This is a genomic window from Streptomyces sp. NBC_01474 (assembly GCF_035918215.1).
Lineage (GTDB): Bacteria > Actinomycetota > Actinomycetes > Streptomycetales > Streptomycetaceae > Streptomyces > Streptomyces aureus.
Genome location: NZ_CP109449.1, coordinates 3,326,322 through 3,342,495, shown reverse-complemented (window position 1 = coordinate 3,342,495; position 16,174 = coordinate 3,326,322). Strand labels below are relative to the sequence as shown.

Annotated in this window: 11 protein-coding genes; 6 read left to right on the top strand and 5 right to left on the bottom strand. The window is 72.5% G+C overall.

Annotated features, from left to right (window positions below; translation table 11 throughout):
* Positions 1-3 precede the first annotated feature (3 nt).
* Together treZ and OG758_RS15555 are read right to left on the bottom strand one after the other, a co-directional pair.
* A complete protein-coding gene (gene treZ / locus OG758_RS15560; RefSeq protein ID WP_326710562.1) occupies positions 4-1,752 on the bottom strand; it encodes a malto-oligosyltrehalose trehalohydrolase in 1,749 nt (582 codons plus the stop codon).
* 136 nt (positions 1,753-1,888) lie between these two features.
* Positions 1,889-2,839 carry a GNAT family N-acetyltransferase gene (locus OG758_RS15555; protein ID WP_326710561.1) on the bottom strand — a complete coding sequence of 317 codons (951 nt, stop codon included), beginning with the start codon at positions 2,837-2,839 and terminating at the stop codon, positions 1,889-1,891.
* Between the two features lie 196 nt (positions 2,840-3,035).
* On the opposite strand from OG758_RS15555, the gene OG758_RS15550 reads away from it, so the two are divergent.
* Positions 3,036-3,593 carry a DUF1707 and FHA domain-containing protein gene (locus OG758_RS15550; RefSeq protein ID WP_266558696.1) on the top strand — a complete coding sequence of 186 codons (558 nt, stop codon included), beginning with the start codon at positions 3,036-3,038 and terminating at the stop codon, positions 3,591-3,593.
* Between the two features lie 44 nt (positions 3,594-3,637).
* Here the strand turns inward: OG758_RS15550 and OG758_RS15545 are convergent, their stop codons facing one another.
* Entirely contained in the window at positions 3,638-4,888 is a 1,251-nt protein-coding gene (locus OG758_RS15545) for a M14 family zinc carboxypeptidase (RefSeq protein WP_326710560.1), read from the bottom strand.
* A 477-nt stretch (positions 4,889-5,365) separates the two neighbouring features.
* Between OG758_RS15545 and OG758_RS15540 the strand changes: the two genes are divergently transcribed.
* A complete protein-coding gene (locus OG758_RS15540) occupies positions 5,366-6,619 on the top strand; it encodes a cytochrome P450 (protein WP_326710559.1) in 1,254 nt (417 codons plus the stop codon).
* Here the strand turns inward: OG758_RS15540 and treY are convergent.
* Positions 6,612-9,035, bottom strand: a complete 2,424-nt coding sequence (gene treY, locus OG758_RS15535; protein WP_326715931.1) for a malto-oligosyltrehalose synthase — start codon at positions 9,033-9,035, stop codon at positions 6,612-6,614. The genes OG758_RS15540 and treY overlap by 8 nt on opposite strands.
* A 90-nt stretch (positions 9,036-9,125) precedes the next feature.
* On the opposite strand from treY, the gene OG758_RS15530 reads away from it, so the two are divergent.
* A complete protein-coding gene (locus OG758_RS15530) occupies positions 9,126-10,394 on the top strand; it encodes an MFS transporter (protein ID WP_326710558.1) in 1,269 nt (422 codons plus the stop codon).
* Here the strand turns inward: OG758_RS15530 and glgX are convergent.
* Positions 10,348-12,462, bottom strand: a complete 2,115-nt coding sequence (gene glgX / locus OG758_RS15525) for a glycogen debranching protein GlgX (protein ID WP_326710557.1) — start codon at positions 12,460-12,462, stop codon at positions 10,348-10,350. The two genes, OG758_RS15530 and glgX, sit on opposite strands and share 47 nt — an antisense overlap.
* 160 nt (positions 12,463-12,622) lie before the next feature.
* Between glgX and OG758_RS15520 the strand changes: the two genes are divergently transcribed.
* The 3 genes from OG758_RS15520 (at position 12,623) to OG758_RS15510 (ending at position 16,118) form a co-directional block, all read left to right on the top strand.
* A complete protein-coding gene (locus tag OG758_RS15520) occupies positions 12,623-13,411 on the top strand; it encodes a Tat pathway signal sequence domain protein (RefSeq protein ID WP_326710556.1) in 789 nt (262 codons plus the stop codon).
* A gap of 45 nt (positions 13,412-13,456) precedes the next feature.
* Entirely contained in the window at positions 13,457-14,764 is a 1,308-nt protein-coding gene (locus OG758_RS15515) for a copper amine oxidase (RefSeq protein WP_326710555.1), read from the top strand.
* 100 nt (positions 14,765-14,864) lie between these two features.
* Positions 14,865-16,118 (top strand): SAV2148 family HEPN domain-containing protein, encoded by a 1,254-nt coding sequence (locus OG758_RS15510; RefSeq protein WP_326710554.1) that lies wholly within the window; start codon positions 14,865-14,867, stop codon positions 16,116-16,118.
* The last annotated feature ends 56 nt before the right edge of the window (positions 16,119-16,174 follow it).

Sequence of the window (16,174 nt, the reverse complement as noted above, 5' to 3'; positions counted from 1 at the left end):
CCCCTACGGGCTGACGAGCACCGCGCACGACTGCGGCGGGACGGTGAGCAGACCGTCCTCGCCGGGCAGCCCCACCGGCTCCCACGCGGCGAGCACCCGGTAGCCGTTCCGCCCGACCGGCACCGCCGCCGGCTCGTCCGACAGGTTCACCGCCACCCGCAGATCACCCCGCCGGTACGCGATCCAGCGGGCCTCCTCGTCGTACGCCACCCGCACCGCCGCGAGGTCGGAGTCCGTCAGGTCGGCCCGGGCGTGGCGCAGCGCGATCAGCTCGCGGTACCAGGCCAGCACGCGCGCGTGAGGACCGCTGTCCGGCTCCGACCAGTCCAGGCAGGAACGCTCCCGGGTCGCCGGGTCCTGCGGATCGGGGATGTCCTCCTCGGCCCACCCGTGCGACGCGAACTCCCGCTGCCTGCCCTTGCGTACGGCCTCCGCGAGCGCGGGGTCGGTGTGGTCGGTGAAGAACTGCCACGGGGTGCGCGCGGCCCACTCCTCGCCCATGAACAGCATCGGCGTGAAGGGCCCGGTCAGCACGAGGGTGGCCGCGCACGCGAGGAGCCCGGGGGACAGGCTCGCGGAGAGCCGGTCGCCCTGCGCGCGGTTGCCGATCTGGTCGTGGGACTGGGCGTAGCCGAGCAGCCGGTGCGCGGGGGTGCGGGTGCGGTCGATGGGGCGCCCGTGATGCCGGCCCCGGAACGTCGAGTACGTGCCGTCGTGGAAGTAGCCCCGGGTCAGGGTCTTGGCGAGCGCGGCCATCGGCGCCTTCGCGAAGTCCTCGTAGTAGCCCTGGGACTCGCCCGACACCGCCGTGTGCACGGCGTGGTGGAAGTCGTCGCTCCACTGTGCCTGGAGCCCGAGGCCGCCGTGGTGGCGCGGGGTGATCACGCGCGGGTCGCCGAGGTCGGACTCGCCGACCAGGAACAGGGGTCTGTCCTGCTCTTCGGCCAGGGCGTCGACGGCCGCGGACAGCTCCTCCAGGAAGTGGACCGCGCGCGCGTCGCACAGCGCGTGCACCGCGTCGAGGCGCAGCCCGTCGATCCGGTAGTCGCGCAGCCAGGCGAGCGCGCTGCCGACGAGGTACGCGCGCACCTCGTCGGAGCCGGGCGCGTCGAGGTTGACCGCGGCGCCCCAGGGCGTGTGGTGGGTGTCGGTGAAGTACGGCCCGAACGCGGGCAGATGGTTGCCCGAAGGCCCCAGGTGGTTGTGGACCACGTCGAGGACGACGCCGAGCCCGAGCCCGTGCGCCATGTCGACAAAACGCTTCAGCGCCTCAGGGCCCCCGTACGGCTCGTGCACCGCCCAGGGGCTGACGCCCTCGTAGCCCCAGCCGTGCTGCCCGGGGAACGGGCACACCGGCATCAGCTCGACATGGGTGATGCCCAACTCGACGAGATGCCGCAGGTGTTCGGCAGCGGCGTCGAGCGTGCCCTCGCGCGTGAAGGTCCCCACGTGCAGTTCGTACAGGACCGCGCCGGGGAGGCCGCGTCCCGGTCCCGACTCCGAGCGCCACGTGTACCGCTCGTGGTCGACGACCGCGCTCAGGCCGTCGGGTCCGTCCGGCTGGCGGCGTGAGCGGGGGTCGGGCAGCACCGGCCCGTCGTCGAGCGCGAACCCGTAGCGCGTGCCGTCCTGCGCGTCCGCCTCGCCCGTCCACCACCCCTCGCGGTCCGGGTCGCGCTCCAACGCGCGCGTGGTGCCCTCGCAGTGGAGCGCGACCCGCTCTGCCTGTGGTGCCCACACCTCGAACTGCACGGACGGTTCCCCCTTGTCTGCCGACAGTGACGACCCGTCCATCCTGCGTCAGCGGAGATCGATCCGCTGGGATTCGCGACGGGTTCCGCGCATTCCTCGCCGGATCGGACCCGTCGGCCGAACCGGCCGGTGAACCTCAGACGAAATTGATGCGCTTCTCCGTGACCGGGTACCCGGCCTTCGCGAAGTTCGCCGCCATCGGGAAGTTCCCGTCGTCCGTCGCCCCGGCGATGAACTCGGCGCCGTGCTCCACCAGGAAGTGCGTCGACTCGACCAGAAGGTCGTAGGCGTATCCGTGGCCGCGCTGCTCCGGCACCACACCGATGAACCCGATGCACGGCCCGCCGGGGTTGTGGGCGGGGATGTGCAGGCCGACCAGCTCGCCCTGCGCTGTGTACGCCAGCTGCCACCACTCGCGCGGCGACGGGCACCAGTGGAAGAAGTCCAGCTCCTCCTGCGCGGCCGTGTCGAGGCCCGACTCCTCGATGGCGTGCCGCGCGTGCGCGTCGAGCGTCGCCGAGTGGACCCGGCGCAGCACGTCGAGGATCACCTCGTCGTCGGGCTCGGCCCGGAACTCCAGGCGGCCGGGGCGCTCCGGCAGGCCGTTGTCCGGCGTCCACCGGTAGCGCAGCCGTTCCACGAGGAACTTCTTGCCGGCCCGCGTGACCGCCTCCATCCGCGCCTCGGCGGCCGCCCGCGTCCGCGGGTCCTCACTCCACCCCGCAGGCAGGATCAGCTCGTACTCGACGTCGAACGGGGCCTGCCGCAGCAGTTCGGCGCCCGCTTCGATGTCGTCCTCCAGGACGTCGAACCAGTTCAGGTTCACCGGTTCCGTGTCGTCCTTGCCGCCCCACCATGCGGCCCGCGCGACCACGCGCCCCTCGCGCAGGGCGACCCAGGTCCATTCGGGGCGGTAGTCGCCGCCCTCGGCGACGGTGCGATAACCGACGCCGGTGATGACGCGGCCCACGAGGCCCGGATCCTCGAACGTACGGAAAAGCGGAACGTCTTCCTCGGTCAGTGCGCGGACGACCGGACGGGCGTCGTCGTGCGTCGGGTGCGGGCTTCCATGCGGTGCAGCAGTCAAGAAATCTCCTGGTTTCACGCGAACGCGCCCGGTGACGGTCCGGGCTGCCGAACGTAGCAGCGGGCCCGCGCCGGGCGCGCCCGGTTTTCCGCACACCGCGTCAAGCCACCGTCCTTGCTGGTCAAGGCCGTACGGGGGCGGGCTGAAGTTCGTCGTTTTCTGGACACCTCGGCCGCGCTGCCGGACAATCACGCACGTGACCTCCTCGTTCGAGCACCATACGTACCCGGCGCGGCTGTCCGACGCCGAGCGCGACAGGGCGTTGCGGGAGCTCCGCGAGGGCGCCGCACTCGGCAGGCTGTCGCACGACACGTTCGTACGGCGCATGGAGCTGGCACTCGCCGCCCGCCGGTCCGACGAACTCGCCGCGCTCACCGCCGACCTGCACACCGAGGGCCGCTGGTCCCGCGTGGTCTTCGGCACCGTGGCGGCGGTCTCCGGCTTCACGGTGCGACTGCGCGGGGCGTGGCAGCGCGAGCGACTCCCGAAGCTGCAGCTGCCGTCGCCGAACAACCCCTACCCGCTGCGCATCGGGCGCGACCCGGCGAACGGACTGCGGCTCAGCCACGAGACCGTCTCCCGGGTGCACGCCGAACTGAGCAGGCAGGGCGGCATGTGGGTGCTGCGTGACCTCGGCTCCACCAACGGCACGTCCGTCAACGGGCGGCGGGTGGTCGGCGCGGCGGTCGTCCAGGACGGCGACCAGGTCGGCTTCGGACGGATGTCGTTCCGGCTCTCCGCCGACTCCGTCTGACTCAGGGGTGCTCCAACTCCGGTCGCTGCATGCAGCGTTCGCGGTCAGTCACCCGCCGCGAGCGTGTGCCGCACGGCCGCGACGGTCGTCCGCGACTGGTGCTCGACCTGGTGCTCCAGCGGCACCCAGCGCGCCCTGAACCGCTCGGCGAACGCGTCGCACCAGTGCGTCACCAACTGCTCAAGACGCTCCGCGTCCGGGTCGTCCGCCTCTTTCAGGACCCGCAGGAGCATCGCCGCGGCCCGCAACGGCAGCCGTCGGGAGAACGCGTCGATGCTCCCCACGTACGCCATCGTGGCGTCCGACGGCGGAGGTTGCAGCCAGTCGCCCGCGAGGCCCGGCACCAGCGCGACGGCCCAGCGCGTCGCCCGCATCAGCGGCCCGTCCACCTCGGGAAGCCGCGGCAGCGCCGACTGGAGGATCTCCTCCACCAGGAGCGTGTCCCGGCTCAGTCGCTGCGCCAGGCGCCGCAGCGCCCGGTCGGGGGCGGGGTGCGGCGCCGGGTCGTCCACCAGGTCGCTCGCCCACATCGGGACCTCGACGATCGCCGTGCGGCCCCCGTAGCGGTGGGCGTGGTGCCAGGTGCTGTGCCGGGCGTCGTCCGGCAGGCTCGGGAACGCGGCCTCCGCGCCGGGCTCCGGCATCACATGGACGCCGGGGCCCGTCGCGGGCCAGCCCGCCGCGTCCGAGGCCCCCGTCTCCACCGGGATGTGCAGCTCCGCCGCCGACTTGGCGAACGGCTCCGCGAGCCCCGGTATGTCCCGCGTCAACTGCACCCAGCTGCCGCCCAGATCGGTGCCGTGCAGCGACACCTGGAGAAAGGGGCGCAGCTCGTCGATGACCCCGGTCAGGGTCCGCGTCTCGGGCGGCAGCCGGTCCGGCGGCAGCACGGAGGGAGACCACTCCGGCTGCTCGGGGCCCGCGGGGCGGAAGAAGTGCCGGTGGTAGTCGAGCAGGGTGCGCGGCGCGGGGGTGCGGTGCAGATCCGCGCCGTCCGGGTCGGCGCACAACAAGAAGTGCCAGGAGCAGTCGGTGCGCAACTCCCGTTCCATCAGGGCGCGTTCGGCGAGACGCAGGAGAGTGGAGCCACCGGCCGGCTCGTTCGCATGGGCTCCCGCGACCACGAGCACCGCGCGGTGGTCGTGCCCCACCGACAACAGGTGCAGCGGACGGCCCGCGCGTGAGGTCCCGACCTGGCGTAGAACGCACAGATCGGGTCGGTGAGTCGCCAGCTCCCGTGCTGACTGGACCAGTTCGGCCACATTCGGGTAGCGCTGCTCCGTCAGGTGACTCACCCCCGTTGGTGCTCCACGCGTCGCATCCCGCAGTACCCCACGCTCCGCGGCACCTGTCAAGAAGGCCGCATCCGGTGCCGTACCGCTGGTGCGGCCCGCGGCTCCGCCGGACTGGGGAACGTCTCGCCGACTGCCTCGGAGAGCGTGGGGTGGGCGTGGAGGTGCCGGGCCACGTCATGCCCGTCGTGACGGCCGAGCGGCGGCCGGTGCCGAGGGCGGCCGGAGCGGTCGGCGAGCACTGTGTGGTCCTCTCGGCGGAGCCGACGTGGAGGCGCAGCCTGACAGTGTTCTCCAGGGTCCCTCCGACGGGCTCCGCGGCGGACTTCATGGAGCTGCCGTGCAGGTCATGGCCGTACGCTCAGGCGCCTGCCTCACCCGTACGGGCGCACGAGGACTGCGCAGGGGAGCCCGCGGTGGTCCGCTGAGAAGACTCGCGCGTCTCCCGGCGCGCACCGGTGCAAGGCTGGGGGCTCGGCGATGCGCGCAGTTCCGGGAGCCCAGGACCCGGCCGGGATCACCGGCCCTTCGGCGGACGACCCCGCCACGTGCCCCTTCGTGCCGCCCGACGTCACGATGGCGCCCGGCGCCGGTGGCCTCCGCCCCGCACCCGGCCACCGCGGTCCCGAGGGCTCGCCCCCGCCCAGCCTCCGCGCACCGGGGACCGACCGCGACCCCTACCCCCTGTACCGGACGCTCAGGGCGTCGTACCCGCTCGTCCACGACGAGGCCTTCGGGGCGTGGCTCGTCAGCCGCTACGGGGACGTGCGCGCCGCGCTCACCGATCCGCGGCTCGTCGCCCCGCCGCCGGGACGGACCCTGGCGCACCTGGAGGACCGCACGCACGCCGTGCACCGCGCGCTGCTCCAGCCGGCGCTGCGCGGCCGCGCCCTTGCCGCTCTGCGGGCCGGTGTGGAACGCGCCGCGTACGTGCTCGCCCATCGCCTGTCGGAGCGTCAGGAGGCTGATCTCGTGGCGGAGTTCTGCCAGTGGCTGCCGGCCGTGGCGGCGGTGACCGCGCTCGGGCTGCCCCACGAGGACACCGCGCGCGTGCGCGAGTGGTGCCGTGAGGGCCTCACGCACCTCGGCGACGGCCACGGGGACCTGGACGCCTTTCTCCGCCCCCACGTCGCACGCCGCCGCGCGCGTCCCGGCGACGACCTGCTGTCCGTCCTCAGCACCGCACGGGCGGACGGCAGCCACCTCCCTGACGAGACCGTCGTCGGCCTCGCCGGGACGCTGCTCGGCGCCGGAGGCGAGGCCACGCATCTCGCGCTCGCCTCGTTCCTCGCCAACCTGCTCGACCACCCGGCCCAGTTGAGGCTCGTACGGGAGCGTCCCGTGCTGATACCGGCGGCGTGGGTGGAGTCCCTGCGCCGCGACCCCGCCGTGCACATCGTGCTGCGCCGCGCCCTCGTGCCCGTCGTCACCGGTGCCGGGACGATACCCGCGGGCGCCGACGTCGCCTGTCTCGTGGGCGCCGCGGGCCGCGACCCGACACGCTTCGCCGTCCCCGACCGCTACGACATCCTGCGCCCGGCGCCCGGACAGCTTGCCTTCGGCGCGGGCCGTCACCGCTGCCTCGGCGTGCAGCTGGCCCGCCTCACCGCCGAGTGCGCGCTGCATGCCCTTCTGGAGGCCCTCCCGCACCTGCGCTGGGCCCCCGGAGGCCGGCCCGCCTCGGCCGGCCTCATCACGCGCGGCCCGAAGACCCTCCCAGTACTCCTCAGCTGACGGTCGCGCGTACGAGGAGCGCCACCGGATGCCGGTCGAACAGCTTCTCCACGCGCGCGTGACCCGTGAACTCGTTTCCCGGGGCGAGCAGGTCGACCCACTGGCCCTCCGGGAGCGACAGCTCGGTGTCGCGCCAGCCGCCCGCCTCCGTGAGGCGCAGCGACAGGCGGGTCGCGGCGGCGACGACCTCCCCGGAGCGGGCGAACGCCACACAGTGCGCGGCGCCCGCCCCCCGCGCGGCGACCGGTTCGTACGTCGATCCGCCACCGAACCACTCCGGATGTGCCCGGCGTAGTCGTAGCGCGGCGACGGTGAGCGCCAGTTTCTCGTCGGACAGATCGCCGGGGACGCACCCCTCGTCGGAGTCGAGCCGCTCCAGCAGATCAGAGTCGAAGCGGGCCGGCGCACGGTTGTCCGGGTCCACCAGCGCCCGGTACTCGCGCTCCGTGCCCTGGTAGACGTCCGGCACCCCCGGCATCGTCAGATGGGCGAGAGCGGCCCCCAGGACGTTCGCCCGGACATGGGGCCGCAACGAGTCCGCGAACGCGGCGACGGCCTCCCTGGGCGGCCCGCACGGGCCCGCGGCCACGAAGTCGCGCACCGCCTTCTCGTAGTCCGCGTCCGGCTCGGTCCAGCTCGTGTGCAGCCCGGCCTCGCGCACGTGCTTGAGCATCGCGCCCTGGAGCCGCTCGCCGTCCTGGTCGCCGAACCCGACCGCCGTCTGCCAGGCGGCCCAGGCCAGTTGGGGATCGGGCGCGCTCGCACCGCCCTCGCGCGCGGTCCGCTCGGTGACGTCCGCGAGCAGATCGGCCCAGCGCCCGGGACACTGCGTGAGCACGGAGATCCCCGCCCGCACATCGGCGCTGCGCTTGGTGTCGTGCGTCGAGAGGACGGTTCCCGTGTACGGCCAGTCGCGCTGCACGCGCGCGCAGTACGCGTGGAACGACTCCGGGTCCACCGCTGGGCTCTGCGGCGTCCCGCCGACCTCCGTCGCCGACAGGAGGGGCGCGTGCCGGTAGAATGCCGTGTCCTCGACCGCCTTGGCGCGCAGCGCGGACGCCGTCTGCGCGAACCGCGCCCGGAACGCCTCGTGTTCGGGCCCCGACCCGCGCTTCCCGAGCGCCAGATCCCGCACGGTGTCCACCGCCTCGGCCTCCTCGGCGACGGTGAACACCCCCTTGGCGTCCTCGGCGGCACCGGGCGTGAGCACGGTCTCGGGGGCCGCGCCCCCGGTCACGTACGGCCGGTACACGTCCAGGCGCACCAGGAGTTCGCGTACGGCGGCACGCAGGGCCCACGGGGCGTGGTCGCGCAGGGCGGCGTCGGCGGCGCACAGCCGCCCCGCCTCGCGCGTGAGGCGGTCCACCTCGGCCGCCAGCTCGTGCGTGACGACCTTGTACGCGGCGCGCCGCGCCGTGGCGTCCCAGTCGCCGCCCAGGTCGGCGGGGGCCGCCGTGAAGCGGCGGAACAGGCCGAGCAGTTCGTCCGCGCCCGACGGGTCGGTGAACAGGCCGTCGATCCGGCGCAGCGCGTCGTAGCCCGTCGTACCGGCCACCGGCCAGGCGGCGGGCAGCTGTTCGTCCTCGCCGAGGATCTTCTCGACGACGGTCCAGCGCCCGGCGGCCGCGTCGGCCAGGTCCTTCAGATACGCGCCGGGGTCCGCGAGGCCGTCGGGGTGGTCGACACGCAGCCCGTCGAGCACGCCCTCGCGCAGCAGCTGGACGATCTTTCCGTGGGTGGCGTCGAACACCTCCCGGTTCTCCACGCGGACCCCGATCAGGTCCGAAATGGTGAAGAAACGCCGGTAGTTGAGCTCGGTGCGGGCCAGGCGCCACCAGCCGAGCCGGTACCACTGGGCGTCGAGCAGCTCGGGAAGGGGCAGCGTCTCCGTGCCCTCGCGCAGCGGGAACGCGTGCTCGTAGTAGCGCAGCACCCGCCCGTCCACCTCCAGGTGGTCCAGCTCGTGGCCCAGCCGGTGGCCGAGCACGGGCAGCAGGACCCGCCCGCCCTGCGCCTCCCAGTCGATGTCGAACCAGTGCGCGTAGGGGGAGTGCGGCCCGTCCCGCAGTACCTCCTGGAGGGGCCGGTTGAGCCCGGCCGCCGACGCCATGTGGTTGGGCACGATGTCGGCGATCAGGCCGAGCCCGTGCTCCCGCGCCGTCCGCGCGAGCGCCCGCAGCCCGGCCTCACCGCCCAGCTCGTCCCGCACGCGCGCGTGGTCCACGACGTCGTACCCGTGCGTGGAACCAGGTACGGCCTCCAGGACCGGCGACAGATGCAGGTGCGAGACACCCAGTGAGGCCAGATACGGGACGGCTCCGGCGGCCGCGGCGAACGGGAACGCCGGCTGGAGCTGCATCCGGTACGTGGCCGTGGGCGGGGCGGGGACCTCGCCCTCTTGTTGGTCCGGTGTCATGCGCGTCATGCGAACCTACGTACCCGCCCCGGCGTCTTTCGTGTCATCGCCGCATGCGTATGTCACCGGCGCCGTCGATAGCTTCGAACGATGGCACAGGCAGCGGGGGGAACGTCGGCGACATACCGCGAGGTGCTCGGGGCGACCGGGACACTGCTCCCGGTGATCTCGTTCTTCGGGCGACTGCCCGTGGCGGTGATCCAGTTCGGCAGCGTCCTGCTGATCACCAGGACGAGCGGTTCCCTCGCGACCGGAGGGACCGTGGCCTGCGCGCTCGCGCTCGGACAGGTGGCCATGGGGCCCGTCGTCGGCCGGCTCGCCGACCGGCATGGGCAGCGGAGCGTCGTCCTGTGCTGCTCGCTGCTGAACGCCCTCGCGATCGCCTGCTACACGCTCGGCGCCCTCGCGGGACTCCCCACGCCTCTCCTGGTGGCGCTCGGCGTTTTCGCCGGGGCCACGGTGCCGGGGATCGGCCCGCTGGCCAGGGCACGGGGCGTCGCCCTCGTCCGCCGCGGGGGTGCGGACGAGCGCGTCGTGAACACGGTGCTGTCACTGGAGAGCACGATGGACGAGCTGTCGTTCGTCCTCGGGCCCGCGCTGATCGGTGTCGCGGCCTTCGTCGGCCACCCCGCGTACGCGTTCGGGGCCGCCGCTCTCCTGGTCGCCGGCTGCGGCACGGCGTTCGCGCTGCACCCGACGGCGACGGCGGTCCGGCCCGCGACGGCGCCCGCCCCCAAGCAGCCACGGGCCCGGCGCCCCCGCATGCCGCGCGAGGTCCGGCTCGTGCGCCTCGGCCTCGTCCTCCTCGGCGTCCTCCTGGGCGGCTGCGGGGCCGGGATCACGGCGCTCACCCAGAAGCTCGGCCAGGAGGACCAGGCGGGCCTCGTCTACGCCGCCATGGGCGTCATGAGCGCCGTCGCAGGCCTGTCCATGGCCGCCGTGCCGGAGCGCTTCGGGCTCGCGCTGCGCTGGCGGGTCGCCACGGCCGCCGCCGCGCTCCTGTCCCTCCTGCTGATCGGCACGCAGAACATGCCGGGCCTCTACGTGGCGGTGACCGTGTTCGGCGCCGTCTTCGCGCCGAACCTGATCACCGGCTTCGGACTCACCGAACGCGCCGTGCCGGGCGAACGTCTCGCCGAGGGCATGACGTTCGCCGCGAGCGCCTTCGTCGGCGGGCAGGCGGTCACGCTCGCCGTGGCGGGCCGCCTCGCCGAGTCCCACGGCCCCGCCGCGGCGTTCACCGTCGGCAGCGTGGCCGCGGCCCTCGCGTTCGGCGTCGCACTCCTCGTCAAGGCCCCGGCGGCACCGGGAGTCACGCCGGTCGCTGCAACACCGTCAGGCTCCGGTCGACGAGTGTGAGGCGGTCACCGGCCTTTACCTTGGCGCCGGTCCCGAGGGGCACGCCTTCGGGCAGCGCCGTGTCCACCACGACCTCCCACTGCCGGCCGTGGTTGACCGGGACGAGGAACTCCAGCGCGTCGGGCGACGCGTTGAACAGCAGCAGGAACGAGTCGTCCGAGATGCGCTCGCCCCGGGGGCCCGGCTCCGAGATCGCGTGCCCGTTGAGGAACACCGACAGGGCCCGCGCCTGCGCCGCGCCCCAGTCGTCCCGCGTCATCTCCTCGCCCTCCGGAGTGAACCAGGCGATGTCGCTCAGCTCGTCGTGGGTGCCCTCGACCGGCCGCCCGTGGAAGAAGCGGCGCCTGCGGAACACCGGGTGGTCACGCCGCAGCCGCGCCATCGCGCGCGTGAAGGCCAGCAGGGCGTCCTGCTCGCCGTCCTCGGGCCAGCGGACCCAGGCCAGCTTGCTGTCCAGGCAGTAGGCGTTGTTGTTGCCGTTCTGCGTGCGTCCCAGCTCGTCCCCGTGGCTGAGCATCGGCACGCCCTGGGAGAGCATCAGTGTCGCGATGAAGTTGCGGATCTGACGGTTCCGCAGGCCGAGCACCTCGGGGTCGTCGCTGTCGCCCTCCGCACCGCAGTTCCACGACCGGTTGTGGCTCTCCCCGTCGCGGTTGCCCTCGCCGTTCGCCTCGTTGTGCTTCTCGTTGTACGAGACCAGGTCGCGCAGGGTGAAACCGTCGTGGCACGTGACGAAGTTGATGGAGGCGAGCGGGCGTCGGCCGTCGTCCTGGTAGAGGTCGGACGAGCCGGTCAGCCGTCCCGCGAACTCGGCGAGGGTGCGCGGCTCGCCCCGCCACAGGTCCCGGACGGTGTCCCGGTACTTGCCGTTCCACTCCGTCCACAGCGGCGGGAAGTTGCCCACCTGGTAGCCGCCCTCGCCGACGTCCCACGGCTCGGCGATCAGCTTCACCTGGGAGACCACCGGGTCCTGCTGCACGAGGTCGAAGAACGACGACAGCCGGTCCACCTCGTGGAACTGTCGTGCCAGCGTGGCCGCCAGGTCGAAGCGGAACCCGTCGACGTGCATCTCGGTGACCCAGTAGCGCAGCGAGTCCATGATCATCTGGAGGACGTGCGGCGAGCGCATGAGCAGCGAGTTCCCGGTGCCCGTGGTGTCCATGTAGTAGCGGCGGTCGTCCGCGAGGCGGTAGTACGAGGCGTTGTCCAGGCCCCTGAAGGACAGCGTCGGGCCCAGGTGGTTGCCCTCGGCCGTGTGGTTGTAGACGACGTCGAGGATGACCTCGATCCCGGCCTCGTGCAGCGCCCGTACCGCCGACTTGAACTCCAGGACCTGTTGCCCGCGGTCGCCCCAGGACGCGTAGGCGTTGTGGGGCGCGAAGAAGCCGATGGTGTTGTAGCCCCAGTAGTTGTTCAGGCCCATCTCCACCAGCCGGTGGTCGTTGACGAACTGATGGACCGGCATCAGTTCGAGCGCCGTCACGCCCAGCTCCGTGAGGTGCTCCAGGATCGCCGGGTGCGCGAGCGCCGCGTAGGTCCCGCGCAGCTCCTCCGGGAGCGCCGGGTGCGTCATCGTGAGGCCCTTCACATGGGCCTCGTAGATCACCGTGCGGTGGTACTCGGTGCGCGGCGGACGGTCGTCGCCCCAGTCGAAGTACGGGTTGACCACGACCGACGTCATCGTGTGCGGCGCCGAGTCCAGGTCGTTGCGCTTGTCGGGTGACCCGAAGGGATACCCGTACACCGCCTCGCCCCAGTCGATCCGGCCGCTGATCGCACGTGCGTACGGGTCGAGGAGCAGCTTCGACGAGTTGCACCGCTGCCCTCGCTCCGGGGTGTACGGGCCGTGCGCGCGGAAGCCGTACCGCTGGCCCGGCATGATGCCGGGCAGATACGCGTGCCGTACGAAGGCGTCGGTCTCCCGCAGCTCCACCGCGGTCTCCGACCCGTCGTCGTGCAGCAGACACAGCTCTATGCGCCGTGCGGCCTCCGAGAAGACCGCGAAGTTGGTGCCGGCGCCGTCGTAAGTGGCACCGAGTGGATACGCCTGTCCAGGCCAGACCTGCATGGGTACGACTCTTCCACTCCCGGCCCGGATGTCCCGGGCGACTTCCGCCAGAGTCTTCCCGAAAGTGACGGAACCACCTAGGAATTGGGCCCCTCTTAAAGGAAGACCACGCATACCCGTCCGCCCACAGGTGGGGCCGCGGGGACAACAGGGGGAAGATGTGCGAGAGCTCGCAAGACGCCATCTGGGGAAAATGATGGCGGGAGCGGCCGTCGCGGCCGTGGCGACCGCCGTGCTGCTGGGCGTGACCCTGCCGGGGGAGGCGGGCGCGGGTGACCAGGCCAAGGCCGGCTCCGCCCAGCAGGACGCGATCCCGAAGGACGGCGTGGTGGAGGCCGCGCCGAAGGAGGGCGACAAGGGTGTCGGCAGGGACCCGCTGACCGACGACGAGATCAAGCGCGCCGAACAGATCGCCGTCGCGAGCAACGGACTGCGCAGGAGCGCGCGGGACGTCGAGGGCGACCGGGGGCCGCAGCACCTGTCCACGAACCTCAGCGAGGTGGACCCCACGCAGAGCGGCGCGCAGGCGGCAGAGCGGCGCGCCGAGGTCGTCTACTACGACTACAAGGCCGACACGGTCGTGACCAGGACCGTGAACCTCGACAGCGGCAAGGTCGAGAACACCGACACGGCGCACGGCGTGCAGCCGCCGCCGAGCCCCGGCGAGCTGCGTGAGGCCACCCAGCTCCTCATCGCGGACCCGCTCGGCGCCGGCCTGAAGAAGGACTACAAGGACGCCACCGGCAAGCAGCTCACGAGCACGGACCAGCTCGAACTGAGCGGCATGGTCTTCCGCAAGGAGACCGTCGCCCACGTCCCGTCCGGCCTCACCGCCTGCGGCGAGCACCGCTGCCTGCGCGTCGTCACCAAGGTCAGGAACGGGCCGTGGATCGACACCCGCGCCCTGGTCGTCGACCTCAGCGCGCGCACCGTCGGCCGCCTCGGCTGAGTCCCTCACGCCCGCCTCTCCTCCTGCTTGAAGGAGTCATTCCGTATGCATGTCAACAGACTTCGGCGCGCCCGCGCCCGGGCCGCCGTCGCCCTCACGTCCCTCGCGCTGCTCGGCACCGCCGTCAGCGCCGCGGGCCCCGCCACCGCCGCCCCGCAGGCGCCCACCGCCGCGGCCCCGGCCTGCAGCACCGCGTACAAGATCGAGCAGGTCCTCGACGGGGGCACGACCTGGCGCATGTGCTGGCACTACAACACGCTGTCCGGGCTCGTCCTCGACGACGTCAGCTACCAGCCCAAGGACGAGCCCAAGCCGATCGCCGTCCTCACCAGCGCCCGCCTCGCTCAGGTGCACGTGCCCTACGACGACGGCGAGAACGAGTACGACGACGTCACCGGCACCGATTTCGGGTACGCCCTGCAGAACCTGAAGCCCGGCGAGTGCCCCGGCGGCACCATCAAGACCGTCAAGGTGCCCGACCGGGGCAACGTGCAGGGCCTGTGCACCACCACGCGCGCGCGTGGGCACGCGTACCGGCTCAACGACGACGAGAGCACCGGCGGCAGCGGCAAGGTCTACACCGCCCAGGGCAAGGACCTCCTCGTCTACACGGTCAACAAGGCGTCCTGGTACGAATACATCACCGAGTGGCGGTTCTCCTCCGACGGGACGATCACGTCGAACGTCGGCGCGACCGGCAGCATCTCCCCGTACGACTACAACGGCACGGACGGCAAGGGCTGGCCGATCGGCAAGGGCGCCCGCGCCTACGCCGAGAGCCACGCCCACAACGTCTTCTGGCGGCTCAACTTCGGCCTCGACGGCTCCCCCAAGAGCAAGGTCGAGCAGTACGACTCCAAGGTCACCGCGCCGCGCGGCAGCGGCAGCCCCACCACGAAGACCACCCGCACCCCCGTCACCAAGGAACTCGCCGGTGACGCGAAGGACATGCGCTGGTGGCGGGTCGTCAGCACCGCGGGCAAGAACAAGGACGGCCATCCCAGGTCCTACGAGTTCGTGCCCGGCCGCTCCAGCAAGTTCCCGGGCCGTTCGTTCACCAAGCACGACGTGTACTTCACCGAGTACAAGAAGTGCGAGCAGTACGCGAGCGACAACCCGGCCGGGCACTGCGGCGGCGCCAGCGTCGACAAGTGGGTCGGCGGGCAGACGCTCACGCACCCGATCACCTGGGTCAACATCGGGTTCCACCACATCGCCCGGGACGAGGACCAGCAGCCGATGCCGGTCCACTGGCAGGGCTTCTCGCTGGCCCCCAGGGACGTGACCGCTATGAATCCGCTCACTCCCGCCGACCTCGCGGACCAGAACGGCGTGCCCAGAAACGGTAGTTGAGAAACTACCCTGCCCATCCGGCTGCACCGCCGACCGCTCCCGGAGTACCCTTCCTTGATCGTTGCTGGGGTTGCTCGGGGGAGCGGAAGGCGGTGCGTGGGTGAGCTCGGGTGGGCTGGAGCTGCCCCCTGGTGACACAGGTCACGAGGGGAGCTCCGCTGACGTCCCGCCCGGAGCCGTGTCCTTGGCGCGGCCCATGGACATGGGATCCCAGATCGGCCCGGAGTCGGAGTTCGCCTGGGGCGCCGACGCCTGGAGCGAGGTCCGTACGCGCGCGCAGCGGGCCGGCCGCGCCTACATCTGGCTGAACCTGGTCGAACAGCGGCTGCGGGCCGTGGTGGCCGCCGTGCTGCGCCCCATCTACGAACCCGTCCACGGGGACGACTGGGTCGTGGCGGCCGCCGGGCCCGCCGGGCAGGAGTGGGTCCAGCGGGCCGTCGCCGTGCGCGAGGTGAGCCGCCGCAAGGGCTATCTGCTCGACCCGGCCGACGACAACGTCCTCAGCTTCCTCACCCTGCCGCAGCTGCGCGAACTGATGGTGCAGCACTGGCCCTGCTTCGAGCCGTACTTCGACGACCGCCGCGACGTCGAACTCGCCCTCGACGAGCTGGAGGTGACGCGGAACGTCGTCTCGCGCAACCGCGCCCTTTCCGAGGCCGTCCTCGCCCAGGCCGAGCGCGCCTCCGGCCGGCTCCTGGAGATGCTCGGCGCGGGCTCGGACGTGCCGTCCGCCCGCAGGCTCCCGGTGGACGCCGTCGAGGAACTCGTCGGCGACCGGTACGCCGATGTCGTGGGCGTGCACCCGGACCGGGTGCGCCTCCTGCGCCAGTTCCCGGCCGAGGACATCTTCGGCGGCGCGCGCCGCCTCGACGCCATCGGCATAGGCCTCAACATGCTGGTGCAGAACTTCTCGGGCCGCCGCCTCGTCCGGCTCGCCGAGTCCGGCTGCCGCGTACGGCTGCTCTTCCTCAACCCCGCCTCCAGCGCCGTCAAGCGCAGGGAGCGCGAGCTGGGTCTCAAGCGGGGCGAGCTGAGCCGCGCCGTCGAGATGAACATCCTGCACATGCGCCGGGTGCGGGCCCGGCTGCGCGACCCGGGCGCCTTCGAGATCCAGGTCTACGACGAGACGCCACGGTTCACCGCGTATCTCGTCGACGGCGACGGGTCGGACGGCGTCGGGGTCGTCCAGTCGTATCTGCGCCGGGCCAGGGGCATGGAGGCGCCGGTCCTCGTACTGCGCGGGCCCGGGCGCGTGGTGAAGGCCCACGCCCGGGACGGGGAGGAAGCCGGACTTTTCCCGACGTATCGCGAAGAATTCGAGCTGGCGTGGGCGGACGCCCGGCCCGTGTCCTGACCCCGCCGCGTCGGGGAAGCGGAACGCTCCCGGCCCGTTGTCAGTGCCCCATGTCA

Bases quoted from the DNA above. Each gene is read 5' to 3' on its own strand.
- OG758_RS15540 (WP_326710559.1), top strand. From the start codon at position 5,366: ATGCGCGCAGTTCCGGGAGCCCAGGACCCGGCCGGGATCACCGGCCCT.
- treY (WP_326715931.1), bottom strand. From the start codon at position 9,035: ATGACACCGGACCAACAAGAGGGCGAGGTCCCCGCCCCGCCCACGGCC.
- OG758_RS15530 (WP_326710558.1), top strand. From the start codon at position 9,126: ATGGCACAGGCAGCGGGGGGAACGTCGGCGACATACCGCGAGGTGCTC.
- glgX (WP_326710557.1), bottom strand. From the start codon at position 12,462: ATGCAGGTCTGGCCTGGACAGGCGTATCCACTCGGTGCCACTTACGAC.
- OG758_RS15515 (WP_326710555.1), top strand. From the start codon at position 13,457: ATGCATGTCAACAGACTTCGGCGCGCCCGCGCCCGGGCCGCCGTCGCC.